Below are 24122 nucleotides of genomic sequence, written 5' to 3'. Positions count from 1 at the left end.
TCACTTCTTTCCAACAGCGGCTGGTTCTGGAGATATTGTCCCGGACGGCGGGGCGGCGGCATCCCGGGCAACGCCGAGGATGGTCCGGGCCAGGGCGTCGTTTTCCCGGAAGGGCGCGGCGTTGGTGTTGGGCCGGGCGAAGGCGCCCGCGCCCCAGCCGGACGTTCCCGGGCCAATGCCGAAGAGGCTGGGTTGGGGTTTGCCGTCGGCTCCCATCAGTCGATGCTCAGGGGAAACCAGCAGCTTTCCGGTGGAGTGGATGCCGTCCGAAGTCAGCAGCTGCTGCTCGCTGCCCAGTCCGCTTTCATACAGCGAGGCAAGCACGGGATTAAGCGACCGGGCCACGGAGGTGGACGGAAGCCGCGCTTCGATCACCGCTTGGGCAGAAACGGAGACGCCTGAATGCGGCGAGGTGGCACGGAAAGTTCCACCCTCCTCGTCAAGAGTGACCTCCAGGCTGGGGCCTAAGAACTGCAGCAGACTGGCCCGGTGCAGCGCCAGCATCTCGCGCAGCCGGTGAGGCGGTGGCCCGGAATCAACAAAGCTGAAGAAGCCATGCCACCAGCCGTGGATGAGCTGCTGCGAGCGTGCGTTCAGCCGCTCCGCCGGAACCACCCGCCCCACCTCCATGTAGACGTGCAGCAGGGCCAGGAACAGGGCAAGGGTTTCCGGATGGTCCGGGCCGTCCCGCAGGGCCAGGTCATTTTCGATGTACTCGGCCACTGCATCCTGGACGGCCTGGTGCCCGTCGAAGCGAAGCCCGGCAAAGGGGCGGTCCAGCCCTTCCAGGTCCAGGTGCAGGCCCGCGTCCGGGACGGCGGCGGCCACCAGGTCCGCGCGCTCGCCGCTGTACCAATCGAGGCCGGCGTACCGCGCGGCGAAGGAATCCCAGCCCATGGTTGCCCGCTCGGGGCTGCCGGTCAGGAGTTCGCGGTAGTAGTAATAGCCGGCTTCCTTGGCGATCAGCGGCCAGAGGTGCTCCCGGAAGTCCAGTTCGCCGTGCTGCTCCAGCAGGGCCTCCACCGCCGCCGCCGTAAAGAACTGCAACGGCCCGGGTGCCTGTCCCCGCAGGACTGCGGAGATCTTCGAGTGGTACGGCACCCCGCGGCGGGACCCGGCCCACAGCCGTGGTTCCCTCCCGGACGGAAGGTAGCGCAGCCCGCCGTCGTCCGTTTCCTGGAACCTGCCGCCGCGGCCTTCCATCAGGAGGACCAGCAGGTCCACGAACGCCAGGCCCATCCCGGCAACGATCACGTCCTGCCCGGGGGCAATGGGTGAGTAGTCGACGTCGGTGGTGTAGGCGGGTGCCGCGTGGTAGCCGCCGTGCCGGGCGGCGAAGTCCGCGAAGCCGGCGGAGACGGCGTCCGGCTTTGAGTCGGTGTGGCCGAGGGCGGTGACCACGATGTCGGCGTGCAGGGTCCGGCCGTTGGCCAGCGCAACGTCGTGCCCGCCGCCCTCCAGCGCCGTGATGCCGACGGCGGTGGTGCGGTGGACGGACACGCTGCGGCCCAGGGACCGGGCGGCGCGGCGGAAGAACCATTCGAGGTACTGGCTCTGCAGTTGCCGCGTGGGGAAGGTGGTGCCGGTCAGGGTCCGCAGCTGCTTCCACAGCGGCTGCGGGAAGTCCGGAACGTCGATGATGGAGGCGTCCAGCACGCCGGCGGCCCACTCGGCCAACCCGGGACCGGGGGCGGCGGGGCCGGCGCAGTCCACTGACTCGTCGGTGAACATGGTGATGTCCGCCGCCATCGAGTTGAGCAGGAGGCCGGGGTCCTGGTCGTAGCGCCAGATCCGGCCCGAGCCAGGGATGTGCGGCTCCACCACGTGGATCTGCAGCGGGCCGGCGAAGACGTCCGGCCGGTTGGCTGCGATCCGTTCCAGGACGCCCGCCGTGCGCGGTCCGCCGCCGATGAAGACGATGGCCGGGATGGTGGCTGGCATGGGCGCTCCTGACGGCGGGGGTGGATTGGATGCCCATGCTAGGCAGCCGTGACGACGGCGGTCGAGGGCCTGGTCATGCCCGTTAACTCCGCGTCACAGCCGGTTAAAAGACGCAAGAAAACGACTCATGACGCCGTGCGAACCCCGGTGAAGATATGCAACCTGCCGCCTTGCTGGCCCGTTCCGCGCGGTCCTAGATTTGCAGCCAGCAGCGGGCCGCAAGGGCTCCACATCAGAGGCAACAGCCAGGGCAACCGCCCGCACAAGGAATTCACGACAAGAATCGAGGTGGCGCATGAGTTCAGCAGCAACCAAGGTGGCGCAGTCACAACAACCGCAGCCCGCGGCGGAAGCGCCGCCAACCGGGCCTGGTGCCCCCGTCCGGCAGGCCACCGACTATTCGTCCTACCGGGTGGTGGCAGCAAAGCATCCGGGGCGCTGGGTGGGGACTGCCGTCGTCGCGCTTGGCGTCCTTGCCGTGGCCTGGTCCCTGGCCACCAACCCGCGCTGGGAGTGGGGCGTGGTGGCGCAGTGGTTCACCGCGCAGTCCGTGGTCAACGGGCTGGTGGAAACCCTGAAGCTGACCGCAATCTCCGGGGTCCTGGGCTTCGTGCTGGGCTTCATCCTGGCGCTGATGCGGCTATCTGCGTCGCCGCTGCTGGTCTCGGTGTCCTGGACATTCTCCTGGATCTTCCGGTCCACGCCGCTGCTGGTTCAGATGCTGCTTTGGTACAACCTGGGCTACCTGTACGAAAAGATCAGCCTTGGCATCCCGTTCACCGATGTCCGGTTCTTCGAGGTGCAGACCACCACGCTGATCAGCCAGTTCGCGGCAGCGGTGCTGGGCCTGACCCTGAACCAGGCGGCGTACTCGGCCGAGATCATCCGCGGCGGCATCCTCTCGGTGGACCAGGGCCAGCTGGAAGCCGCGGCAGCGCTGGGCATCCCGGGCTGGCGCCGCTCCACCCGGATCGTGCTCCCGCAGGCCATGCGGGCCATCCTGCCCACGGCGTTCAACGAGATCATCGGCCTGGTCAAGGGCACCTCGATCGTCTACGTCCTGGCCTACTCGGAACTGTTCTACACGGTGCAGGTCATCTACAACCGCACCCAGCAGGTCCTGCCGCTGCTTTTGGTGGCCACGCTCTGGTACATCGTCATCACGTCCGTGCTGAGCGTCTTCCAGTACTACATCGAACGGCACTACTCCAAGGGTGCGGTGCGGAACCTGCCGCTGACGCCCCTGCAGAAGGCCCGCAAATTCTTCGCCACCCACGCGGTGCCCAACCGGAGGAACTTCTGATGACTGAGACCCTTCCCGCCCCCACCGCCACCCGCGGCCTGGTGGAGATCACCGGCGTGCGCAAATCCTTCGGGCCCACCGAAGTCCTCAAGGGCGTCAGCCTCACCGTAGAACCGGGCGGCGTGGCAGTGATCGTGGGCCCGTCCGGCTCCGGCAAGTCCACCCTGCTGCGCACCATCAACCACCTGGAGAAGGTGGACGGCGGGTACATCGCCATCGACGGGCAGCTGGTGGGCTACGAGGTCCGCGGCGACCGGCTGCACGAGCTGCGCGAGAAGGACATCCTCAAGCAGCGCACCGAAATCGGCATGGTGTTCCAGAACTTCAACCTGTTCCCGCACCTCACCGCCTTGGAGAACGTGGCGGAAGCCCCGGTCGTCGCGCAGGGACGATCCAAGGAGGAGGCCCGCCGCCGCGGCCTGGAACTGCTGGACCGGGTGGGCCTCAGGGACCGCGCCGGTGCCTACCCGCGGCAGCTTTCCGGCGGCCAGCAGCAGCGCGTGGCCATCGCCCGCGCCCTGGCCCTGGACCCCAAAATCCTGCTGTTCGACGAGCCCACCTCCGCCCTTGACCCGGAACTGGTCAACGAGGTGCTGGACGTGATCCGCGAACTGGCCAAGTCCGGCACCACCCTGATCATCGTCACCCACGAAATGGGCTTCGCCCACGACGTGGCGGACACCGTGGTGTTCATGGACGAGGGCCAGATCGTGGAACAGGGCACCCCGCAGGACATTTTCAGCAACCCCCAGGAACCGCGCACCCGGAGCTTCTTCTCCAAGGTGCTGGAACCGGCCTTCAACATCTAAAGGACTTCACCCATGGCTTTCCCAACCAGCGGCCCACGCCGCAGCCGCGCACTCGCGGTGCTTCCCGCCGTCGTCCTTCTTGGCACCGGACTCCTTGGTACTGCCGCGCTCGCCGGCTGCGCCGACCCGGGCGCATCGGCCGCCGGCAATGCCAGCGGTGCAGCACAGACGACGGCGGCGCGCAACGGCGTGGTCTACAACACTTCGCCGGACCAGCAGCGGATCCGGGCAGAAAAGGACGCCGCGCTCGCCGCCAAGGTCCCCGGGCTGATCAGCAAGGACGGCAAGCTCACCATTGCCACCACGGCCGGCTCCATCCCGCTGTCCTTCCACGCCACGGACGACAAGACGCCCATCGGCTCGGAGCTGGATATCGCCCAGCTGGTGGCGGACAAACTTGGACTGGAGCTGGACGTCCAGGTCACGTCGTGGGAGAACTGGCCGCTGAAGACCCAGTCCGGCGATTTTGAGGCCGTGTTCTCCAACGTGGGCGTGAACAAGGACCGGGTGAAGCTGTTCGACTTCGCCAGCTACCGGGCCGCGTACATGGGCTTCGAGGCCAAGAAGTCCTCCACCTACGACATCAAGGGCGCGGACGACATCTCCGGCCTGAAGATCTCCGTGGGGTCCGGCACCAACCAGGAGAAGATCCTGCTGGCCTGGAACAAGGAACTTGAGGGCAAGGGCAAGGCGCCGGCTGTGCTGCAGTACTACTCGTCCGACGCCGACACCATCCTGGCGCTGTCCTCCGGCCGGACCGACCTGAACATCGCACCCTACCCGTCCACGGTGTACCGGGAGAACACCCGCGACGACCTGAAGGTGGTGGGCAAGATGAACGCCGGCTGGCCGTCCGAAACCCCGGTGGCCGCCACCACCCTGCGCGGCAACGGGCTGGCTCCGGTGATTTCCGAGGCACTGAATTCGGTGATCAAGGACGGCTCCTACGGCAAGGTGCTGGAGCGCTGGGGCCTGTCCGAGGAAGCGCTGCCCGAATCCAAGACCATTACGGCGGAAAACTTCGCGGCAACGCAGCCCGCTGCAACTCCCTCAGGGAAGGCATCATGACCGCATCATCCACTGGCACCGCCCTTGAGTCCTTCGACGCCGACTGGCAGGAATGGCATGCAGCTCACGAGCAGCACCGGGCTCACCCGCACGGTTTCCTGGCCGTGACCCACCTGCATTGGCTGGGCGACGAACCCACGCCGCTGGAAGGTGCCCCCGGCACCTGGAGCGTGGAGGCCAACGTCGTCCGCGTGGTTTTGGCGCCGGGTGACATTTTGCAGCAGGACGGCAGGGAGCTGAACACGCCGTCCGGCGCGACCCTGGAGTTCGGGCCGATCGAGGAGCGCGGCGGCATCAACCTGGTTTCCGGCGATTCAGTCATCGAGCTGGCCAAGCGCGGCGGTGAGTACATCGTGCGGCCGCGTCATCCGGAAAACCCGCGCCTGCAGGAGTACCAAGGAACGCCCGCCTACTCGCCCGATGCGGCGTACGCGGTCCGCGGAACGTTCGTGCCGTTCGAGGCGCCGCGGCCCACCACCGTGGGTGCCGCCGTCGAAGGCATCCAGCATGTGTACGAGGCCCCGGGCGAGATCCGCTTCAAGCTGGCCGGCCAGGAGCTGGTGCTCACCGCGTTCAACGGCCATGCCCCGGGCTCCCTGTCCGTCCTGTTCACGGACCAGACCTCCGGCAAGACCACCTATGCGGCGAACCGCTCGCTTTCGGTGGTGCCCGGCGCGGACGGCTCCGTGCTGCTGGACTTCAACCGGGCCGTGAACCTGCCCTGCGCCTACACGGACCTGGCCACCTGCCCGCTGCCGCCGGCCGAAAACCGGCTGCCCGTGGCCATCGAGGCCGGCGAGAAGATTCCCTACGAACGTCAGGACCAGCAGTGAGTACTTTTCCCAGGCCGGGTTTCCTGGCCATCGAGCTCGACGGCGCCGGCCGGGACGGTGCGGACCTCACCCGGGCGGTTCTGGCGGCCGAGTCGGCGGGCTTCCACGTCGCCACGTTCAGCGATGCGCCTGCTCCGGGCCGGACGAACGCTTTGCAGCGCGCCGCGTTCGCCGGGCCCGTGACACGGACCATCGCACTGGTTCCCGAGGTGGACACTGTCTACACCGAGCCGTTCCACGTCTCCACCCAGCTGGCCAGCCTGGACTATGTCTCCCTGGGCCGGGCCGGGTGGATCGTGGCTGCGGCCGAATCGCCCGAGGCGGCTGCCGCCGTCGGACGCTCCTCCGTAACCGGTGCCGCGCTGGGACAGGAAGCCGCTGCCTCCATCGAGGTGTCCCGGCGGCTGTGGGACTCGTGGGAGGACGACGCCGTGATCCGCGACGTCCCCACCGGCCGGTACATCGACGTGGACAAGCTCCACTATGCCGACTTCGAAACGCCTGCCGGTTTTGCCGGAGCCGGGTACTCCGTGAAAGGGCCGTCCATCATCCCGCGCCCGCTCCAGGGGCAGCTGCCGGTGCTGGTGCCGGCGTCCCTGCTGGGGGAAGTTTCAGCTGAAGCCGTGGATGCGGTGCTGGTCTCCGCGCCCAGTGCTGAACTTCTGGCGGCCGAGGTCCGGGATGTGCGGGCGCGGGTAGGTGCAGGCGTCGCCACTATTGCCGAGCTCGACGTCGTCCTGGACGCGCGTGGGCAGGCTGCGGGTTCACGGGTCGCAACGTTCGACGGCGGCCGGGCGGCTTTTGCGGGTTCCGCGGCGGGACTCGCGGACTTCCTGGCGTCCCTGCTGGCGGAGGCCGACGGCGTTCGGCTCCACCCGGCGTCGCTCTTTATCGACTTGGAGGAACTCAGCCGGCTGGTACTGCCGGAGCTGCGCCGCCGCGGGTTGCTCCGTCCGGTGGTCCAGGACGGGACCTTCCGCGACGTGCTGGGCCTGGAGCGCCCGGCCAGCCGTTACGCATCTGCCACCGCTGCGCCTTATGGCGCGGGAAAGTAAGGGGAAAACACCATGACGCAGCACAACCGTGCTAAATCCGATGTTTTTGTGCCGAGCGGCCAGATCCAGTTCGGCGTCTTCTTCCAGGGCGTCAACTCCGGCACCATCTGGAAGGCGCCGGAATCCGGATCACAGACAGACTTCGAGTCCTTCCGCCGCATCGCACAGACCGCCGAGCGGGGGCTGTTCGCCGCGTTCTTCCTGGGGGAGGGGCTGCGCCTGCGCGAGCACCTGGGCCGCCCGCACGCCCTGGACGTGGTGGGCCGGCCGGACGCGCAGACCATGCTTGCCGCCCTTGCGTCCGTCACGGAGAACATCGGCCTGGTGGCCACGCAGAACACCACCTACAACGATCCCGCGGACCTGGCGCACCGGCTCGCGTCGCTGGACCTGATCTCCGGCGGCCGCGCGGCGTGGAACATCGTGACCACGGACAACGCGTGGACCGGCGCGAACTTCCGCCGCGGCGGCTACCTGGACCACGCCGACCGGTACAAGCACGCCGAAGCGTTCGTGGAGACCGCCAAACGGATCTGGGACTCGTGGGAGACTCCGGACGGTCCTGCCCGGCGTGTGCTGCACGAGGGCCAGCACTACACGGTGGACGTGACGCCGCTGCTGCCGCGCAGCGCCCAGTACCGGCCGGTGCTCTTCCAGGCCGGCGATTCGCCCGAGGGACGCAACTTCGCCGCCCGGCAGGCGGACGTGATCTTCTCTGCCCACCCCAAGTTCGACGCCGCCGTGGAGTTCCGGAAGGACCTCGTGGAGCGGTCCATCGGCGCCGGCCGTGGGGCGAACGCGGTGCAGATCATGCCCGCGAGTGAATTCATCCTCGCCGCCACTGCCGAGGAAGCGTTGGAGAAGAAGGACTGGGTGCGCAACCTGCAGATCGGACCGCAGCAGGCCGTCGCCTACCTTGAGCAGTTCTGGGGACGCGAGCTGTCCGTATACGATCCGGACGGGCCGCTGCCGGAGATCGATCCCGTGGTGGAGGAAACCTCGGAGACCCGTGGCAGCGGTTTCCACGGCGCCAAGGCCCGGCAGTTGGCGGACCAGTGGCGGGCCGAGGCCAAGGACAAGGGGCTGTCCATCCGCCGGTTTGTCACCTCGAAGACGGCGCGGATTGATTCCACCTTCACCGGTTCCTACACCGCGGTGGCGGACCAGCTGGCCGAGTATGCCCGCGTTGGCGCGGTGGACGGGTTCAACATCTCCCCGTGGCTGATTCCCACCGGCCTGGATGACATCGTGAACCACCTGGTGCCGGAACTGCAGGAACGCGGCGTGTACCCCACCGAATACCGCGGCAGCACGCTCCGCGAGCACCTCGGGCTGGAGACGCCGGAGCGTACGGCGGCTGAGGCTGCCGAGGCGGTTCGCGCCTGATGCACTGGGCTGGGTTCGCTGCCTGTGCCGGGTTTGCTGGAAGGGACGACGACGGCGCTAAAGTGGGCGCCGCCGTCGACCCTTCCGTGGGTGCGTCCTCCCACACCGTCAGGCTGCAGCTGACGGTGTGGGAGCAGTGGCTGTAGGGCTCTGGGTAGTCAGGGGTGTGGCCGGCTACAGGATGCCTGTGGGCACAAGGAGCGCCCATGCCATGGCCGGGGCAGCCAGGACAACCGCCCCGGCATAGAACATGAGCTGGCGGTAGACCCGCTGCCGGTCGTCCTCCCGGGCGTTGGCCACCACCAGGGCGCCATCGGTGGAGAAGGGCGAAACGTCCACAACCGTCGCCGCGACGGCCAGGGACGCGACGGTTCCGGAGGCGCTGAGGCTGCTGGCGGCCAGGAGCGGGCCCGCCATCGGGATGAACGCGGTGAGCAGCGCGGTGGACGACGCGAAAGCCGAGCCGACGCCGATGACGTAGCACAGGACAAGTGCGATGAGCAGGGGTGCGCCGAGTGCCAGCGCCTGCTGGGCCAGCGTGTCGATGACGCCGACGCGCTGGAGCAGCGAGACGTAGGTGATCATCCCTGCCACCAGCAGGACCGTGGACCAGGAAATGCCGCCAATAAACGTGCGGTGCTCCTTGATGTTGACCAGCGCCAGCAGGAGGCCGGCGGAGAGGGCCACGAACCCAATCGGCAGGTGAAAACCCAATGTGCACACCAGCAGCCCCAATATCAGTACCAGGGTGAGGACCTGCTGGCCGTGGGGCCGGATGGCTGTGGCGGGGCCTTGCAGCATGGCGGCGCCGCTGCGGGAATCATGCAGCCGCCGCATGAGGACGAACGCGATGATGGTCAGCACGGACAGGATGAGGTTGAGCGCGAAGCTGGCGGCGAACAGCGCCATCGGGGAAACGGGGAAGCCGTTTTTCACCGAAATGTTGTGGACCAGCACGCCGGCCACGGACAGCGGGGAAAAGCCGCCTGCGTGCGCGCCATTGATGATGAACGCCCCCATGAGCACGGGGTGGAGGCGCGACTCGTAGGCGAAGCCCATGGCCGCCGGGGCGAGGAGCGCGACGGCGGCGGGAGAGAACGTGCCAAGGGACGTCAACACAGCGGCCACGAGGAAGAAGACCCACGGCAACAGCATCGTCCGCCCCCTGACCAGCCGCACGCATGCCTGGACAATGATGTCGATGGTGCCGTTCCGTTGGGCCATGCTGAAGAAGTAGGTGACGCCGATGATCGTCAGGACGATGGCGGCCGGAAACTCGGCAAGGATCTCAACGTCGGTCATGCCAAGCATGAAGTAGCCGACGCCGAACGAGGCCACCAGTCCCATCACGCCAATGTTCAGCGGCCACTTGGTGGCAACGATGAACATCACCACCAGGATGACGAGCGGGATGATTTGGGTGGCTGTCATGGCCTGCTCCGATGTCGTGGTGACCGCTGGTTTGGCGACGACGTTACCCCACAACGGCGGTTCGCCCGGGGCGTGGCGCCCCGGGCGAACCGCGGTGGTATTCATTTTGCGCAGGCGGTCAGTGTGCCAGGGCAGGCTCGGCGAGCTGCACCTTTTCTGCTTCGGTGGGCACGAAGCCGGCCTGGAGTTCGGAACGGAGCTTGGCCATGTCCAGCTCGCCCTGCCATTTGGCGATTGCCACGCAGGAGACGATGTTGCAGACCGTGCTGGTGAGGGCTCGGGCCTCGCTCATGAAGCGGTCGATGCCAACGATGAGGGCGACGCCGGCCACGGGGAGGGTGGGCATGACGGTCAGGGTCGCCACCAGGGCCACGAATCCGCTGCCGGTGACACCGGCCGCACCCTTGGAGGTCAGCAGCATCATGCCGAGCATCAGCAGGATCTGGCCCCAGTTGAGGTGGATGTCGCAGGCCTGGGCGATGAACATGGAGGCGAGGGTGAGGTAGATGGCCGTTCCGGTGAGGTTGAAGGAGTAACCGGTGGGAACCACCAGTCCCACAACGCTGCGGTCGCAGCCGATCCGTTCGAGCTTGGAGAGCAGGCGCGGCAGGACGGGTTCGCTGGAGGACGTGGCAAGGACGATCAGGAACTCGTCCTTGAAGTAGCGCAGGATCTGCCACAGGCTGAAACCGGTCATCTTGGCCAGGACGCCCAGGCCCACCACCACGAAGACGATGCAGGCGGCGTAGAAGGAAAGGATCAGCATGCCGAGGTTGCCGATGGAGTGCGCGCCGTACTTGCCAACCGTGAATGCCATGGCCCCGAAGGCTCCCAGCGGGGCCACCTTCATGATGTAGCCGAACATGATGAAGAGCAGCTTGTTGAAGCTGTTGACCACGTTCAGGGCCATCTTCCCGGGCTCGCCGAGCCTGCTGAAGGCGAAGCCGCACAGCAGCGCGATGACCAGCACGGGCAGGACTTCACCGTCGGCGAAGGCGCCAACGAAGGTGGTGGGGATGATGCTCAGGATGAAGTCCACCGGGTTGCTGCTGGGCAGCTGCGTGGTGTATTTCTGTGCCACCGAAGAGTCCAGGTGCGTGGGATCAATATGCGGGCCGGCGCCGGGCTGGAACAGCGTCACCGCGGCCAGGCCCAGGGCCAGGGCGAGTGCCGTCAGTGCGTAGAAGAGGCCCAGCGAACGGACCAGGGTGGGGCCCACCTTCTTGGTGTCCCGCAGTGAGGTGATGCCTCCCACGATGGTGCAGAACACGATAGGGGCGATCATGAACTTCACGAGTTTCACGAAGCCGTCGCCGATGGGCTTAAGGGATGCGCCGAGGTCCGGCCAGAATGCGCCCACAACAACGCCGAGGGCGACTCCGATGAGTACCTGGACATACAGATGTCCGAGGATGGATTTGATCTTCATTGAACAACTTCCTGGTTGTTGCGGCCCATTGATAATGGGGCAAGGAGATAAGGGTTTTAGGCGGACAGCTCGACGGGCTGGGCCACGTCGATGTCTGCGATGGCGATGTGCCGGGCCGCCCGGTGGAGGGCCACTTCGGTGACGGTGCCTGTGTCGTCGGAAATGATGTCGGCGGTGATCACGCCGGCAGGCGTCCCTATCCGCAGCACGCGAAGGCTTCCGGTGCTGGTGGAGGGTGATAGTCCCGCTGCATCGGCCACCACCGATGACTCCAGCGAGGCTGCAAGGGCAACTGCCACGGCTGACGTCAGGCCGATCGCCGGGTGCGGTGCGAGCATGGAGAGCATCCGCACCCGCACGTCGTGGCTGTCGGCAGTGATCGTTGTTCCGTCGGCTGCGACGTAGTCGCCGGCCGGCGCTACAACACCCACTTTCGGTACAGCGTTCTGCGGCGGATCCTCCGGCTTCCGCAGCCCCATGATGAGGCCTGCCGACGCGCGGGCTGCCATGAGCGTGGGCAGCTGCGCGCTGAGGTTGTCCGTCATCGAGGACAGATCGACGCCGGCCTCCTCGGCTGCGAGGAGCACAGCCGGGGCACCTGCGTCCACCATGGTGGCACTGTGCGTCCTGCCCTCCATCTGGAGCTGGTCCACCGTGTTGCCGGTAGGCAGCACAGACCCCGTGCTCTTGCCCCAGGGGCTGTGGAAGGAGAGATTGACGGGGACACCCGCTGCGCTGCTGCCGGGAACCCGCGCCAAACCTGACTTGGGGATGCGCCCTCCCGGGGTGGGTACGCTTCCGGTGAGCACCGCCCCGGAGGACAGGTGGCGCATGCGGACCTTGGTCATGCCGTCCTGGGCCGCAACGATGCCCGACTGGACTGCGAACAGCGCAATGGCCGTGGCGCAGTTGCCGCAGTTGGAACCCAGCTCAACGGTAGGGTCACCGATCCCCACCTGGGCAAAAAGGTAGTCAAGGTCTGCCTCGGTGCCAGGAGTTGCCCAGATGACTGCAGCCTTTGACGTGGTGGACGTGCCGCCCCCAACGCCGTCCAGCTGCCGCGCATCCGCTGCGCCGAAAGCTGCTGACAGCAGTGCGGGGATTTCCTCGCGGGTGGGGGCATGGAGGGCCACGTCCCTGGCATCGAAGAGCCAGCACTTGCTGGTGCCGCCCCGGTACCAATGTCCTTTGAGTCCCACTGTATTTCTCCCTCGTAACTTGCAGGGTGCTCCACTTCACAGCACCTCGTACTTCTACGATCGGGGATTGTTGAGTTCAGCACAATCACAAGAAAGTCGACAAGTATCTAGTTTTGCTAAACTCAGTCCATGGCAATCTTCGATCTCCACCGACTGCATGTGCTCCGGGAAGTGGGACGTACCGGGTCGCTGACCTCCGCGGCCGCTTCCCTTTCCTTCACCACCTCGGCGGTCTCGCAGCAGGTGGCAAAACTCGAGCAGGAGATGGGCGTGGTCCTCATCGAACGCCACCCCCGGGGAGTGGTCCTGACGGAAGCCGGCCACGCCCTCCTGCAGTACGCCGAGGACATCGACAGGACTGTCGAAGCTGCGCGCGCCGAAATGGGGGAGTTTGCGGGACTTCGCCGGGGTCAGTTGCGCCTGGGGACCTTTCCCACTGTTGGAGCATCACTGATGCCGGACGTCGTGCTCGCGTTCCGGGCCCGGCACCCTGAGGTGGCGGTAACGGTTGTCAGTGCCCGGCGGGACGGCCTGCTGGAGCGGCTTCGGCGACGGGAAATCGAACTCACGCTGCTGTGGGACTATCCGTGGCAGCAGATCGACGATCCCGACCTGACTCTGGTCCGGCTGATGAGCGATCCAACGGTGCTGCTGGTACCGCGCGACCACCCAGCTGCGGAACTCCGTTCGGTGAGTATCGACTCGTTGAGGGACCAGGAATGGGTGGTCCGCGACGAGCACCCCGTAGCCGACGTCCTCAGCCGGGTATGCCGCGACGCAGGCTTTGAGCCGCAGATCGCCTTCGCAGCCAACGATTACCAGGAGACGCAGGGCATGGTGGCGGCGGGCATCGGTATCGCGCTGGCGCCGAAGCTCGCATTGACCGCCCTGCGGCCCGACGTCGTGGCGGTGCCGCTCGCCAAATCCCCGAAACGGCGGATCCTCCTTGCCCACTTGGCAAACCGGAGGCTCAGCCCCGCCGCGCAGCAGGCCACGAAGGTGTTCCAGTCCATCGCGAAGGGGCAGTCCTCCTGACCGAGAGCGGCCGCGGTTCGGAGAAGAGTTAGGCCCCTGCCGTGCAGGAGCCCGGTGTTTGTGCACGACTGTATACAATGGTGTGCGTACTCCAACGTAGAAGAGGAAGCATTGGCCACCCCCATCCACCAGCGGCTCCGCGAAGACGTCCTGGCAAGTGTCTTCGCCCCGGACGAGCCCCTCACCGAGGCCAAACTCACGGAACGTTACGGTGCTTCGAGAACTCCTGTCCGCGAAGCCCTTCAGCGGCTGGAGCAGGACGGGCTGGTCGAACGGCGCGGCAAGGCGGTAGTGGTTCGCACGCATTCGGCCGAGGAAATCATCGACATCTACGAATCGAGGATTGTCCTGGAGCAGGCTGCCGCTGCCAAGGCTGCCGTCAGGGCATCGGCCCTGGATAAGCAATCCCTCAACGCACTGCTGCTGAAGATGCGCGATCTGGATATCAGTGACGGGCGAATACTCGCGGAAACGAACCGGGCCTTCCACAGGCAGCTCTGGCAAGCCACCCACAGCCCGTCGCTCATCAGCCTGCTGGAGCGCCTGGACCAGCAGGTACGCCGGTATTCGCTCACCACGCTGACCTACCCCGGCAGATGGCCGGCGGTGCTGGCGCATTACACGGAACTGCTGGCTGCCATTGAGGAGAGCAATCCCGAGTTGGCGGGCCAAGTTGCAGCGCGTCATATGTCCGAGGCCCTGGCCATCAGGTTGAAGATGTACGCGGAAGATCCCAGGACGCTCTAGGCCGCACCCGCGGCCTGGCAGTGTCCCCTACAAGACCCGCCGGCCGATGTTCCTGCATACTCCATCGCAACAGGAAACCCGAAAGTCGGGCGCAGGACGTCAGCCGGCGCAAGAGGTGGGGCAGGCTCCAATGAGCCTGCCCCACCTTGCTTTTCAGCTGCCTGCTGCACGTGGCCACCCTGCTGGAACGTACGACGGCGGCGGCCAGGCGAGTGCCGCCGTCGAACTTCCAGGGGTGCTTCCCCTTGGAAGCGTCCGGCTGTGGGCTCTGGCGGGGCAAAGCCGGGCGGATTAAGCTCTCCCGCATCAACCCGCGCATTGTGAAGGGACCAAGGATGAAACTGAGCCACATTCCCCTCCGCCTGGCCACCGGAGCGTTCATCTTCAACGCCGGCTACAGCAAGCGGAACCTGGACAAGGACAGCGCCGCCCGACTGCAGGGCATGGGCGCCAAGGTGTATCCGCAGCTGAACCGGATGGAGCCGGAAAACTTTGGGAAGCTGCTCAGCTATGCCGAGATGACCCTGGGCGCAACACTCCTGGCACCGTTCGTGCCGAGCCGGCTGGCGGGGCTGGGCCTTGGCCTCTTCTCCGGCTCCCTCCTCACCATGTACCGACGAATCCCGGAAATGACCCTGGAGGACGGGATCCGGCCAAGCCAGCAAGGCACTGCGCTGGCAAAGGACGTGTGGATGTTCGGAATTGCCCTGGCGCTGATCCTGGACCGGAAAGGTTCTCCGACGCGAGGTGGCAACCGGCCCCTGGCTCGCATGGCCTCCTAGGCCAGCCGCGTGACCTGAAGGCTATTGATCGTGGCTGTACCGCCCACGGCGAAGACCGCGAGGTCGGTGCTTTCCTCGGCCGGGAAAATCAGCTCGGTCATGGTGACCTGCCCGCCTTGGGCGAAAACTTCAACGGAGCAGCGGTCAGCGACGATGCTGAGGTCGTAGGAACCGGACGTTGTCCGTACGGGCGCGGTGTCGAGGGAGGGGAAGGATTCGTGGAAATCAGTCTGTCCGGACTCCCGCCGGTCGACGAACAGTTGGCCTTCGTCCGGGCGGATGCCCACGCGGGTCCCTTTGGCACCGTCGCCACGCAGGACAAGTCCGAATTCCTTCGCGCTTCCGGGAGCAAGGCTGACATCAATGCGCTGAACCGTGCCTGCCGCACCCGGCAGCACCGTCACGCCGTCGTCAATGGTGATGTCCGCAAGTGAGAACGGCTCCTGGGCGGCCACCGCGGTCCAGTCGCCTGCTGGTTGCTGAACCAGTGACAGATCTCCGGCGATGGTTTGGAGGGAGACTTCGCGGGCGAGGCTCATGGGGCTGCGCCAGGGTGTGGTGGGGATGTGGTTGGCGTATTCCCAGTTGTTCATCCACCCGATCATGAGGCGGCGGTTGTCCGGGGCGTCGTTGAAGGAGACAGCTGCGTAGTAGTCCCGGCCCCAGTCCAGCCATTGGTAGTCGCCCCGTAGGTCACCCCCGTTGAGGCCTGAGGTCACCGTACTCGTGGAAATGAAGGAGGTTCCGTCGAAGTCGCCAACGAAGTATTGGCCGGCCGAGCCGCGGTTAGGGCCGCCAGGGTTGAGGTTGACGGTCAGCACCCATTTGAGGTTTTCCGGGTCGCCATCAACTGGCAGCGGGAAAAGATCCGGGCATTCCCAGATACCCCCGGTGGCGTTCGCGGGACCGAAGGTACTCAGGGGTTCCCAGTTTTTCAGGTCTTCGGACTTGTAGAAGACCACCTTGAAGTCTTGGGCTTCGACGGCGACCATCACCCAGTAACTGCCCTCGCCGCCGTCGTACCGTATGACTTTTGGGTCGCGAAAGTTGGCTGACCGGCGGTCCAGTACAGGGTTGTCGGCGTGCTTTGTCCAGGTGTAGCCCCCGTCGAGGCTGTAGGCCAAGGACTGGGCCTGGATTCCCTCGTGCTGGGAGCCTGGTTTGTAGGCGCTGGTGTAGATGGCCACGAGCGGGGCAACGGAACCGGCGCCGAAGCCGCTGGTGTTGTCCCGGTCATAGACCATGCTGCCGGAGAAGATCTCTTCGTTTTCGTCGCAGGGAATGGCGACAGGGTGTTCTGTCCAGGTCAACAGGTCTGTGGACGTGGCGTGTCCCCAGGACATGTTTCCCCAGACGTTGCCCAGCGGGTTGTTCTGGTAGTACAGGTGGTAGACGCCCTCATGGAAAATCAGGCCGTTGGGGTCATTGAGCCAAGTATTTCGTGCTGCGTAATGCAGGGCAGGCCTGTAAACGTCGGCGGTGGCTGCTGCATTGTTCGTCGTGAGGGTTTCCATGGGTTCCTTTTGGAAGTCTGGGTTATTTGCTGGCGCCGGCCGTCAGGCCTTCTCGCAGGGTTCGTTGGCCGAAGATGAAGACGACCAGTGCCGGCAGCATGGACAGGATCACGCCGGCGAGGACCACGGAGATGCTGCCGGTTCCGAGGTTGCCTTGGAGCGTGACCAGGCCAAGGGGAAGGGTGAAGTTCTGTTCGCTGATGGTGAGGATCAGTGGCCGGAAGAACTCGTTCCAGTGGAAGTTGAAGGCAAGGATCCCGACGATGGCCATGCCGGGGACCGCCAGGGGAACGTAGACCGAACGGAAAATCCGCCACGGCCCGGCTCCATCCAGGGCGGCTGCTTCGGCGAAGTCGTTCGGCAGGCCAAGGAAGTACTGGCGCATCAGGAAGGTTCCGAATGCTGTGGGAATGGCAGGCAGGATCAGGGCCAGCAGGGTGTCGGAAAGACCCATTCCCCGGATCAGCATGAACACCGGGACGATGGTGACCTGCACCGGGACCATCATGGTGGCCAGCACCAGCGAGAAGATGGCGTTTTTGCCGCGGAAGTCCAGGCGGGCGAAGGCATAGCCGGCCAGGGTCGCCGACGCCATCTGCCCAAGTGCGATCAGCCCGGTCACCAGGGCGCTGTTCAGGACCAGGAGGCCGACATTGATCTGCTTGAACACTTCCTGGTAGGCGGTGAAGTCAGGGTTGATGGGAAGGAAGGACGGCGGCAGGTTGAAGGATTCCGACGGCGTCCGCAGCGAGGTGGACAAGGTCCACAGGACAGGGCCGAGGGTCAGCGCCGCTGCCACGGCCAACGCCGCGTATCTGCCGACGGTGCCCGCTGCGGGCAGGCGGCGGCTGCGGGAGGGCTTAGGGGTGATCGGCGTTTCGGCGATGGAACCGGAGTGCTTGCCGGTCCCGGTCTGCAGAGTCTGGCTGGACATGGGGGACCTCACTGGTAGAAGACGAAGCGGCGGCTAAGGCGGAATTGCAGGGCTGTGACGGCAAGGATCAGCACGGTGAGTACCAGGCCGATGGCAGAGGCTTTGCCGAACTCCAGCTGCTGGAAAGCGGATTCAAAAATCACCATGACGGCGGTCCGGGTGGAATCGCCGGGACCGCCGTTGGTCAGGACATACGGCTGGTCGAAGACCTGCAGGGCACTGATGATGGCCATGACAGAGGCCACGAGCACAGTGGGGCTGATCAATGGAAGAGTCACATTGCTGAACTGTTTCCAGCCCGTGGCGCCATCCAGGTTCGCTGCTTCATGCAGTTCTTTCGGGATGTTGGTGAGGGCGCCGAGGAAGAGCAGGAAGGAGAACCCGAAGTTCTGCCACACGTAGACCAGGACCACGACGGCGGCAGACGCCGCGGGACTTGTCAGCCACGGCACAGCGGGAATCCCGACGAGCGACAGGAGCCAGTTCACCACGCCGAACTGTTCGTTGAACATGTACCGCATGAAGATGGACACCGATGCGGCGGACAGGACCAGCGGGAAGAAGAAGGTGGAACGGAGGAACACCCTCAGCCAGGAAGGCATCCTGGCCTGCAGCATGGAAGCCAGGCCAAGGGCGATGCCCAGTTGAAGGATTACTGCAACAACTACGAACCCGATGGTGTTCAGGAAGGACACCCGCACGGTGGGGTCCTGTGCCAGTGAGGCGAAGTTGGCGAAACCGACGAACTGCGGCGCGGAGATGATGTCCCAGCGGAAGAAGGCCAGGACCAGCGAAGCGATGATCGGCAGGAACGTGAAAAGGGCCATCCCGAGCACTGTGGGAGCAAGGAAGATCCTCGCCAGCCATCGCTCGACAAAGGAGCGGCGCACGGCCGGTGGTTTCACGGTTTGCCGTGGGGCGGCGGAAGTGGTGGTCATGAGTTCCTCCTCAGAGCCAGTTCAAGGTCGCGCTGCAGGTTGCCCATCGCTGCCCGGACATCGGCGGAGCTGCCGCTGACCGCGGTGGAGACGTTCTTCATCAGGGCAGTCTCGACGGCGGCCTGCTGCGGCGGGGCGGGGATCGGGCCGGAGGTGGGGAACCTGTCCAGGGTGTCGTAGAAGACTTTCCAGTGCCGGGGCCCAGTGGCGGCGTAGAAGGACTCGTTGACCATCGAACGGCGGGTGGGTGTGGTGTTCGGTTTCGGAATCGCCAGCTGCATCGCTTCGCGGCTGGAGCAGAACTTCACCCATTCCCACGCAGCGTCCTTGTCTTTGGCCGTGCGCATGATCGCGTAGCCGGCAGCACCGAACTGGTGCCGCTGGGTCCGCCAGCGCGGGAAGAACTGCACATCGAACTGGTCGGCGGTCATCCCCGCCTCATGCAGGCCCTGCGCCCAGTAGCCACCTGCCGGCGTGGTGCCGATGCGGTTGTTGCCGAACAGGCCCACCAGGGCGTTGCCGCCCCCGGATTCGGGACGCACGCCGAGTCCCTCGGCTACCAGTTCGCGCAGGTAGTCGAAGGTTTCGACAACCCGCCCGTCCTCGGCGTTGGGAGCCAGCCACTGATACCCGCCGCCGCGGGTGCCACGGGCAGGGTCGTTGGGGTAAAAGCGGTCCCAAAGCCAGTCCCCGCCGGGAGCCTTCGTTTCGGACAGGAAGCTGGTGTCGTTGGCGTAAAGCCACGGCACAACCCCGCCGAAAAGCCGGTTGGTCCAGTAATAGGGGGTGAAATCAGCCGGGCGGGCCTTGCGCAGGGCCCGCAGGGTGGCGCTGAAGTCGTCCTTCGTCCAATCGTCTTTTGGCCGCTCAAGCCCGGCCTGGGCGAAGGTAGTGGTATTCAGGTACATGTTCGCCGCGTTCCAGTCCAATGGAAGCTGGTACAGGCTTCCCTGGTACATGAAGGCTTCCAGCAGGCTGGGATGAACGTCGTCAAAGTAATCGCTCATCGCCGCGGCGTCCCGGCGGACATAACTGTCCAAAGGCTCGGCGAGCTTGTCGGCGAAAAGTTGGGCACCTTCGGTGGCGACATAGACGACATCCGGCGGTGTTCCCGCAGCAACCATGGTCAGGATCTTGGAAAAGAAGTCCTTCCAGTCCGCACCCTGGATAGCCTGCAGCTGCACTGGAATGTCCGGATGCGCGGCGGTAAAGGCCTGGATCAGGCCCTGGCGTCCCGCGGCATCCGCGGCCGTTCCAAGGATGGCGATGTTCAGGGCCTTGCTGCCCCGGCCCGGGATGTCAGCGCCGGTCAGTCGGGGCCAGGCCCCCACGGTGGCACCCGCCAGGGCGAGTCCGCTCAGGCCCAGCATGGAACGGCGGGTGAGTTGTGAGAATTTGCTGCTGGACAGCAGCGAATGCGAAGGGGCTTGCTGCCCCGGTGTCTTTTCAGACGTCATTGTCGGCTCCTCCTAACACGTGTTAAGTAGGTTAGGAGCGGTACCTAACACGTGTCAAGAACTTTTTCGTCCATTACTTTGTAAGGGTCGCGCGCGGGAATCCCCGGGGAACGGCTTTACCCGTAGGCAGGGGAAAACAAGCTCAATGCCGCCGGGGCGGCCGGATTGGGGAACCCGCCCAGAATTCTGAAGAGTGTCAGCTGAAGCGGGGGCGCGGGGGTACTGCCCTATCAGGAAGCAGGGGGAGCGCCAGTAGATGCCCGGGTAATGATCCGGCAAGGCACCAGGATCGTTTCGCCCTCATGAGTCTCTACCGCGGGCGCCTTTCCTTCGACCTCATCCAAGAGCATCGACATGGCCGTTGCTCCGATTTCGGCATGCGGAAGTGCCACGGTGGTGAGGGCGGGAACAAGGTTGGCGGCCACATGCTGCTGATCGTCGTATCCAACAACGGACAGATCCTGGGGAACACGCAGTCCCGCGGCCGCCGCATACAACAACACACCGGTGGCTACCCTGTCGTTGGAGCAGATGATCGCCGTCGGCCGGTCTCCGCCGCTCAGCACAGCGGACGCAGCCCGGTAGCCGTCATCGATGTCCCAGCCGGTCAGGTGGACGCGTTGTTGTTCGCGGCCTAGTCCGGCTTCTTCCATCGCTTCGCGGTAACCCTGTTCCCGCTGCGGGGCGGCAGGTGAGCTGAGGGTACCGGTCAACAGGGTGATGCGGCGGTGGCCCAGGTCGATCAACAGCTGTGCGGCTGCACGTCCACCGTCGACCTCTGCAGGGATGACCGAGCGGAACGGGGAGGCGGCGTCAGTGCAGTTGGCAAGTATCGCCGGCAAGGTACGCATCGTTGCCGGGGTGGTCACTTCGCGCAGGCTGCCTGTCGCATACATGATGCCGTCCACCTGCCGGTGCGCGAGTTGCTGTGCCGCGGTGCTTTCGCGGGACACGTCGTGCTCTGAATCAATAACAAGGACCATGTATCCCCGGGCAAGGGCCGTGCGGGAGGCGCCACTGATCAACCGGCCTGCGAAGGGGCTGGTGACGATGTCATCCGTGATGACCCCGATAGTTGACGTTTGTTGGTTGCGCAGGCTTACGGCAACGGAATTGGGTGTGTAATCCAGCTCCGCCGCAGCACGGAGGACGCGCTCTTGCCGTTCCGCCGTGACGTTGCCCTGGGCCCTGCCATTAAGCACAAGCGACACAGCGCTGCGGGACACTCCTGCCCGCTTTGCCACATCCAGTGCGGTCGCCTTACGTTTGGCCATGCTCATCCCCTTGCCTCTCGGACCAGCTTAGCTAACTCGTGTGAGGGACTCTTATCGAGATGCGGCGCTTCGGAACCAGAAGAGCGGCCAATCGACTCACAGCACGGGCACAGCAATAACCAGTGCGTGGCATATCTGCGCGGGGTCTCCTTGGATCATGAACACTTCACGCACACCCCGCCAGTCCGACTCTGACCAGCCGCATCCCGATCACGACCGGGGCCTGGAATTCGACCTGAACACCCTGGTGAGCCGCAGGTCCCTGGGACTATTCCTGGGGGCAAGCGGTGCGGCTGCCGCGCTCGCCGCCTGCATCCCGGCCGGAAACGTTGGGTCCACCTCGTCAGCCACCTCCACGGCTACGGCCGCAGCGTCGTCCTCCGCTGCTGGCTCTGCCACGGACGCCGCCACCGCCACGCCAACCCTGACGCGCGCCATCGCCGAGTGCGGCGTGGAAATCCCCCAGGAAACCGCAGGCCCCTACCCCGGCGACGGCTCCAACGGACCGAACGTCCTGGAAGCGTCCGGCGTGGTGCGCCGGGACATCACTTCAAGCTTCGGAACCGCGTCCGCCAAGGCAGAGGGCATTCCGCTGACGTTCACGCTGACCCTCCTGGACAACGCCACCGGCTGCGCCCCGATGGCCGGTGCCGCGGTGTACGCGTGGCACTGCGACCGGGACGGGAAATATTCGATGTATGACTCCAGCCTGAAAAACGAAAACTACCTCCGCGGTGTGCAGGAAGCCGACGCCAACGGGCAGGTCACGTTTACGTCCATCTTCCCCGGCGCCTACTCCGGGCGCTGGCCGCACATCCACTTCGAGGTGTTCGAATCGATGAACAATGCAACGGCTGCCGGGCAGGTACTGGCCGTCTCCCAGATCGCCCTGCCGCAGGCAGCCTGCGACGACGTGTACGCCACCCCCGGGTACGAGCGCAGCATCACGAACATGACCCGCACAACGCTGAAGTCGGACAACGTGTTCGGCGACGACGGCGGCATCTACCAGTTGGCAACGATGACCGGTTCAGCCGCGGCCGGATATACAGCCGGGCTCAACCTGACAATCTGATGCCGCGCTTTGCCTAGCCGAGGTGCACGGCGTTCCATTCCAGGAGCCGTGGCTCGGCCAGCCCTTCCGTCACGAAAGGGTCCCCGGCGACGAAACGTTCGGCTTCCTGACGCGACGTAAAGATCCCCATCGAGCTGGCAGCCGGATCCGGAGTCCCGAATGCGCCCAGAGCCACCAGGCCGCCGCCGTCAGCGTGGAACGCCTCGTAGTAGGCCTTGTGGCGGGGGAAGGTCTCCATGATCCGGGAGCGATCGATGCCCTCCCGCACTGTGTACAGCACCACACATTCCATGCGGCAGAACTTACCACCTGGGCTCATGCAAGAATGACCGCATGACCCATCCAACTGAGCCGTCCGCCGTGGAATCAGAAGCGCAGCCAACCTCCGACCCCGCCTTCGAAGCCGCTTACCAGGCTGCCCAAAAGAGCCTCCAAGAGGGCGGTATTCCGATCGGGGCGGCCCTGGCCCGCGACGGTGTGGTCATCGCGAGCGGGCACAACGAACGCGTCCAGAGCGGCGACCCCATAGCGCACGGGGAGATGTCCGCCCTGCGTGCGGCCGGCCGGCAGAAGAGCTACCGGGACACCACGCTGTACACCACCCTGGCCCCCTGTGCGATGTGCACGGGAACCATCATCCAGTTCAAGATCCCGCGCGTGGTGGTGGGTGAGGCGAGAACGTTCGACGGCGAGTTCGACCTTCTGCGCTCACGTGGTGTTGAGGTGGTGGTCCTGGACGATCCACGCTGTGTGGACATGATGCGGACATTCCAGAAGGACAACCCGGATTTGTGGGCGGAGGACATCGCCGAGGAGCCCGCCGGCTAGGTGTATTGACCTGAGAGGTTGGTGACGCGGCTGGCCGGTGGCTGACCGTTGAGTGAGGTGTGGCCTCGATGATGATTGTAATGATGGAGCCAGTCGGCGAAAGCGGCAACACGCTCGGCCTCGGAGGCGTAGGGACGGGCGTAGGCCCATTCGTCGAGCATGGTGCGGTTGTAGCGCTCGACTTTGCCGTTTGTCTGAGGCCTGTAGGGGCGGGTGCGTTTGTGCTTGATGTCCGGGCCCAGAGCGTCTTTGAATGCGTAGGAGCGGTAGCAGGATCCGTTATCGGTCAGGACCCGTTTGACAGTGATCCCGTGGGACTCGAAGTAGGCATTGGCGCGTTCCCAGAATCCGGCCGCAGTGTCCTTTTTCTCATCGGTCAGGATCTCCGTGTAGGCGAGCCTGGAGTGATCATCGACGGCGTTGTGCAAGAAGGCGTGACCCGGTCTCCGGTTCGCCGCGGTACCGGTCTTGTTCCGGTTTCCGGCGGCCCTGCCGACACTGCGGTGTCCGCCGCCGTCAGGGATCCGTCCAAGTTTCTTGATGTCGACGTGGACCAGGTCCCCGGGGCTGTGGTGCTCGTACCGGCGAATCACCCGGCCCGTGGCCCGGTCCATCCACGCCAGCCTCGCCAGCCCAAACCGGGACAGCACCCGGTGCACCGTGGAGGGGTGAATGCCCAGCAGATAGCCGATCCGTGCCGGGCCCCAGCGCCGGTTGACTCTGATCGCGACGATCCGCCGCTCCCGCCGCGTGGAGGTCCGACGCGGGGAGTTGATGGGCCGGCTGGAACGATCACCCGTCCCGTGCTCCCCGTGCTCCCGGTAACGGGCCGCCCACCGCGCTGCGGTCGTCACCGACACCTGGAACCGCTCAGCAGCACGGCGCAGCGGCCACCCGTCATCGACGATGCACCGGGCCAGCCGGAGCCGTCCTTTCGGCGTCAGAAGCGCGTTAGCATGGGACATTGAAGACCTCCTTGTGGATCGGACTCTTAGACAAGCCCCACTCCACTTGGAGGTCTTCTTTTTGTCACCTAACCACGCCGCATGTTCCTAACCTCCGTGGTCAATACAGCTAGGGCTGT

The 24122-nt window shown here is 65.4% G+C and carries 23 protein-coding genes; 12 read left to right on the top strand and 11 right to left on the bottom strand.

Annotated elements, in window-relative coordinates; all coding sequences use genetic code 11:
• Positions 1–1941, bottom strand: a complete 1941-nt coding sequence (locus LFT46_RS19515; RefSeq protein ID WP_236820769.1) for an FAD/NAD(P)-binding protein — start codon at positions 1939–1941, stop codon at positions 1–3.
• 295 nt (positions 1942–2236) lie between these two features.
• Here LFT46_RS19515 and LFT46_RS19510 point away from each other — a divergent pair, with 295 nt between their 5' ends.
• The 7 genes from LFT46_RS19510 to LFT46_RS19480 are packed head-to-tail and all read left to right on the top strand — an operon-like array spanning position 2237 to position 8541.
• Positions 2237–3244: an amino acid ABC transporter permease gene (locus LFT46_RS19510; protein WP_236820768.1), complete on the top strand. Its 1008-nt coding sequence runs from the start codon at positions 2237–2239 to the stop codon at positions 3242–3244.
• Entirely contained in the window at positions 3244–4053 is an 810-nt protein-coding gene (locus LFT46_RS19505) for an amino acid ABC transporter ATP-binding protein (RefSeq protein ID WP_272910814.1), read from the top strand. Before LFT46_RS19510 ends, LFT46_RS19505 begins: the two co-directional genes overlap by 1 nt.
• Positions 4054–4065: 12 nt before the next feature.
• On the top strand, positions 4066–5121 hold the full coding sequence (locus LFT46_RS19500; RefSeq protein WP_236820767.1) for a transporter substrate-binding domain-containing protein: 1056 nt from the start codon (positions 4066–4068) through the stop codon (positions 5119–5121).
• A complete protein-coding gene (locus tag LFT46_RS19495) occupies positions 5118–5954 on the top strand; it encodes a DUF1684 domain-containing protein (protein ID WP_236820766.1) in 837 nt (278 codons plus the stop codon). Before LFT46_RS19500 ends, LFT46_RS19495 begins: the two co-directional genes overlap by 4 nt.
• The gene (locus LFT46_RS19490; protein WP_236820765.1) at positions 5951–7009 is read left to right on the top strand and encodes an LLM class flavin-dependent oxidoreductase; all 1059 of its coding nucleotides are present in this window, start codon (positions 5951–5953) and stop codon (positions 7007–7009) included. Before LFT46_RS19495 ends, LFT46_RS19490 begins: the two co-directional genes overlap by 4 nt.
• Before the next feature lie 12 nt (positions 7010–7021).
• Complete coding sequence (locus tag LFT46_RS19485; RefSeq protein ID WP_236820764.1) at positions 7022–8395, top strand: NtaA/DmoA family FMN-dependent monooxygenase; 1374 nt, start codon at positions 7022–7024, stop codon at positions 8393–8395.
• On the top strand, positions 8395–8541 hold the full coding sequence (locus tag LFT46_RS19480) for a hypothetical protein (RefSeq protein ID WP_236820763.1): 147 nt from the start codon (positions 8395–8397) through the stop codon (positions 8539–8541). The genes LFT46_RS19485 and LFT46_RS19480 overlap by 1 nt, the downstream gene beginning before the upstream one ends.
• Before the next feature lie 28 nt (positions 8542–8569).
• On the opposite strand, the gene LFT46_RS19475 is transcribed toward LFT46_RS19480, so the two are convergent.
• From LFT46_RS19475 to LFT46_RS19465, 3 genes are all read right to left on the bottom strand, one after another.
• On the bottom strand, positions 8570–9826 hold the full coding sequence (locus LFT46_RS19475; protein ID WP_236800175.1) for an SLC13 family permease: 1257 nt from the start codon (positions 9824–9826) through the stop codon (positions 8570–8572).
• 118 nt (positions 9827–9944) lie between these two features.
• Entirely contained in the window at positions 9945–11255 is a 1311-nt protein-coding gene (gene dctA / locus LFT46_RS19470; RefSeq protein WP_236820762.1) for a C4-dicarboxylate transporter DctA, read from the bottom strand.
• Positions 11256–11311: 56 nt separating this feature from the next.
• Complete coding sequence (locus LFT46_RS19465; protein WP_236820761.1) at positions 11312–12454, bottom strand: PrpF domain-containing protein; 1143 nt, start codon at positions 12452–12454, stop codon at positions 11312–11314.
• Between the two features lie 129 nt (positions 12455–12583).
• On the opposite strand from LFT46_RS19465, the gene LFT46_RS19460 reads away from it, so the two are divergent.
• The 3 genes from LFT46_RS19460 (at position 12584) to LFT46_RS19450 (ending at position 15018) form a co-directional block, all read left to right on the top strand.
• Positions 12584–13489, top strand: a complete 906-nt coding sequence (locus LFT46_RS19460) for a LysR family transcriptional regulator (RefSeq protein WP_236820760.1) — start codon at positions 12584–12586, stop codon at positions 13487–13489.
• A gap of 111 nt (positions 13490–13600) precedes the next feature.
• A complete protein-coding gene (locus LFT46_RS19455; RefSeq protein WP_236800171.1) occupies positions 13601–14236 on the top strand; it encodes a GntR family transcriptional regulator in 636 nt (211 codons plus the stop codon).
• Positions 14237–14571: 335 nt separating this feature from the next.
• The gene (locus LFT46_RS19450; RefSeq protein ID WP_236802959.1) at positions 14572–15018 is read left to right on the top strand and encodes a hypothetical protein; all 447 of its coding nucleotides are present in this window, start codon (positions 14572–14574) and stop codon (positions 15016–15018) included.
• On the opposite strand, the gene LFT46_RS19445 is transcribed toward LFT46_RS19450, so the two are convergent.
• The 5 genes from LFT46_RS19445 to LFT46_RS19425 form a co-directional block, all read right to left on the bottom strand.
• Positions 15015–16532, bottom strand: a complete 1518-nt coding sequence (locus LFT46_RS19445; protein ID WP_236800170.1) for a glycoside hydrolase family 32 protein — start codon at positions 16530–16532, stop codon at positions 15015–15017. The genes LFT46_RS19450 and LFT46_RS19445 overlap by 4 nt on opposite strands.
• 22 nt (positions 16533–16554) lie before the next feature.
• Positions 16555–17466, bottom strand: coding sequence for a carbohydrate ABC transporter permease (locus tag LFT46_RS19440; RefSeq protein ID WP_236820759.1), 912 nt, complete (start codon positions 17464–17466; stop codon positions 16555–16557).
• A gap of 8 nt (positions 17467–17474) precedes the next feature.
• Positions 17475–18404, bottom strand: coding sequence for a carbohydrate ABC transporter permease (locus LFT46_RS19435; protein WP_236800168.1), 930 nt, complete (start codon positions 18402–18404; stop codon positions 17475–17477).
• Positions 18401–19861, bottom strand: coding sequence for an extracellular solute-binding protein (locus LFT46_RS19430; RefSeq protein WP_236820758.1), 1461 nt, complete (start codon positions 19859–19861; stop codon positions 18401–18403). Before LFT46_RS19430 ends, LFT46_RS19435 begins: the two co-directional genes overlap by 4 nt.
• 230 nt (positions 19862–20091) lie before the next feature.
• Positions 20092–21135 (bottom strand): LacI family DNA-binding transcriptional regulator, encoded by a 1044-nt coding sequence (locus tag LFT46_RS19425; protein WP_236820757.1) that lies wholly within the window; start codon positions 21133–21135, stop codon positions 20092–20094.
• A 157-nt stretch (positions 21136–21292) separates the two neighbouring features.
• Between LFT46_RS19425 and LFT46_RS19420 the strand changes: the two genes are divergently transcribed.
• Positions 21293–22210 carry an intradiol ring-cleavage dioxygenase gene (locus tag LFT46_RS19420; RefSeq protein ID WP_236820756.1) on the top strand — a complete coding sequence of 306 codons (918 nt, stop codon included), beginning with the start codon at positions 21293–21295 and terminating at the stop codon, positions 22208–22210.
• A 13-nt stretch (positions 22211–22223) separates the two neighbouring features.
• Here LFT46_RS19420 and LFT46_RS19415 read toward each other — a convergent pair whose 3' ends face one another.
• The gene (locus LFT46_RS19415) at positions 22224–22490 is read right to left on the bottom strand and encodes a YciI family protein (protein WP_236820755.1); all 267 of its coding nucleotides are present in this window, start codon (positions 22488–22490) and stop codon (positions 22224–22226) included.
• 53 nt (positions 22491–22543) lie between these two features.
• Here LFT46_RS19415 and LFT46_RS19410 point away from each other — a divergent pair, with 53 nt between their 5' ends.
• A complete protein-coding gene (locus tag LFT46_RS19410; RefSeq protein WP_236820754.1) occupies positions 22544–23038 on the top strand; it encodes a nucleoside deaminase in 495 nt (164 codons plus the stop codon).
• Here the strand turns inward: LFT46_RS19410 and LFT46_RS19405 are convergent.
• Positions 23035–24003: an IS481 family transposase gene (locus LFT46_RS19405; protein ID WP_236799412.1), complete on the bottom strand. Its 969-nt coding sequence runs from the start codon at positions 24001–24003 to the stop codon at positions 23035–23037. The two genes, LFT46_RS19410 and LFT46_RS19405, sit on opposite strands and share 4 nt — an antisense overlap.
• Between the last annotated feature and the right edge of the window lie 119 nt (positions 24004–24122).

Origin of the sequence: Arthrobacter sp. FW306-07-I (genome assembly GCF_021800405.1) — a bacterium.
GTDB lineage: Bacteria > Actinomycetota > Actinomycetes > Actinomycetales > Micrococcaceae > Arthrobacter.
Note: the sequence above shows the minus strand (reverse complement) of the source record. Positions and strands in the feature narration are given on the sequence as shown.

Excerpts from the sequence above, each read along its gene's own strand:
- LFT46_RS19460 (WP_236820760.1), top strand. The coding sequence starts at position 12,584 with ATGGCAATCTTCGATCTCCACCGACTGCATGTGCTCCGGGAAGTGGGA.
- LFT46_RS19450 (WP_236802959.1), top strand. The coding sequence starts at position 14,572 with ATGAAACTGAGCCACATTCCCCTCCGCCTGGCCACCGGAGCGTTCATC.
- LFT46_RS19445 (WP_236800170.1), bottom strand. The coding sequence starts at position 16,532 with ATGGAAACCCTCACGACGAACAATGCAGCAGCCACCGCCGACGTTTAC.
- LFT46_RS19505 (WP_272910814.1), top strand. The coding sequence starts at position 3,244 with ATGACTGAGACCCTTCCCGCCCCCACCGCCACCCGCGGCCTGGTGGAG.
- dctA (WP_236820762.1), bottom strand. The coding sequence starts at position 11,255 with ATGAAGATCAAATCCATCCTCGGACATCTGTATGTCCAGGTACTCATC.
- LFT46_RS19425 (WP_236820757.1), bottom strand. The coding sequence starts at position 21,135 with ATGGCCAAACGTAAGGCGACCGCACTGGATGTGGCAAAGCGGGCAGGA.
- LFT46_RS19495 (WP_236820766.1), top strand. The coding sequence starts at position 5,118 with ATGACCGCATCATCCACTGGCACCGCCCTTGAGTCCTTCGACGCCGAC.
- LFT46_RS19420 (WP_236820756.1), top strand. The coding sequence starts at position 21,293 with ATGAACACTTCACGCACACCCCGCCAGTCCGACTCTGACCAGCCGCAT.
- LFT46_RS19510 (WP_236820768.1), top strand. The coding sequence starts at position 2,237 with ATGAGTTCAGCAGCAACCAAGGTGGCGCAGTCACAACAACCGCAGCCC.
- LFT46_RS19485 (WP_236820764.1), top strand. The coding sequence starts at position 7,022 with ATGACGCAGCACAACCGTGCTAAATCCGATGTTTTTGTGCCGAGCGGC.
- LFT46_RS19410 (WP_236820754.1), top strand. The coding sequence starts at position 22,544 with ATGACCCATCCAACTGAGCCGTCCGCCGTGGAATCAGAAGCGCAGCCA.
- LFT46_RS19475 (WP_236800175.1), bottom strand. The coding sequence starts at position 9,826 with ATGACAGCCACCCAAATCATCCCGCTCGTCATCCTGGTGGTGATGTTC.
- LFT46_RS19430 (WP_236820758.1), bottom strand. The coding sequence starts at position 19,861 with ATGACGTCTGAAAAGACACCGGGGCAGCAAGCCCCTTCGCATTCGCTG.
- LFT46_RS19480 (WP_236820763.1), top strand. The coding sequence starts at position 8,395 with ATGCACTGGGCTGGGTTCGCTGCCTGTGCCGGGTTTGCTGGAAGGGAC.
- LFT46_RS19515 (WP_236820769.1), bottom strand. The coding sequence starts at position 1,941 with ATGCCAGCCACCATCCCGGCCATCGTCTTCATCGGCGGCGGACCGCGC.
- LFT46_RS19440 (WP_236820759.1), bottom strand. The coding sequence starts at position 17,466 with ATGTCCAGCCAGACTCTGCAGACCGGGACCGGCAAGCACTCCGGTTCC.
- LFT46_RS19500 (WP_236820767.1), top strand. The coding sequence starts at position 4,066 with ATGGCTTTCCCAACCAGCGGCCCACGCCGCAGCCGCGCACTCGCGGTG.
- LFT46_RS19405 (WP_236799412.1), bottom strand. The coding sequence starts at position 24,003 with ATGTCCCATGCTAACGCGCTTCTGACGCCGAAAGGACGGCTCCGGCTG.
- LFT46_RS19435 (WP_236800168.1), bottom strand. The coding sequence starts at position 18,404 with ATGACCACCACTTCCGCCGCCCCACGGCAAACCGTGAAACCACCGGCC.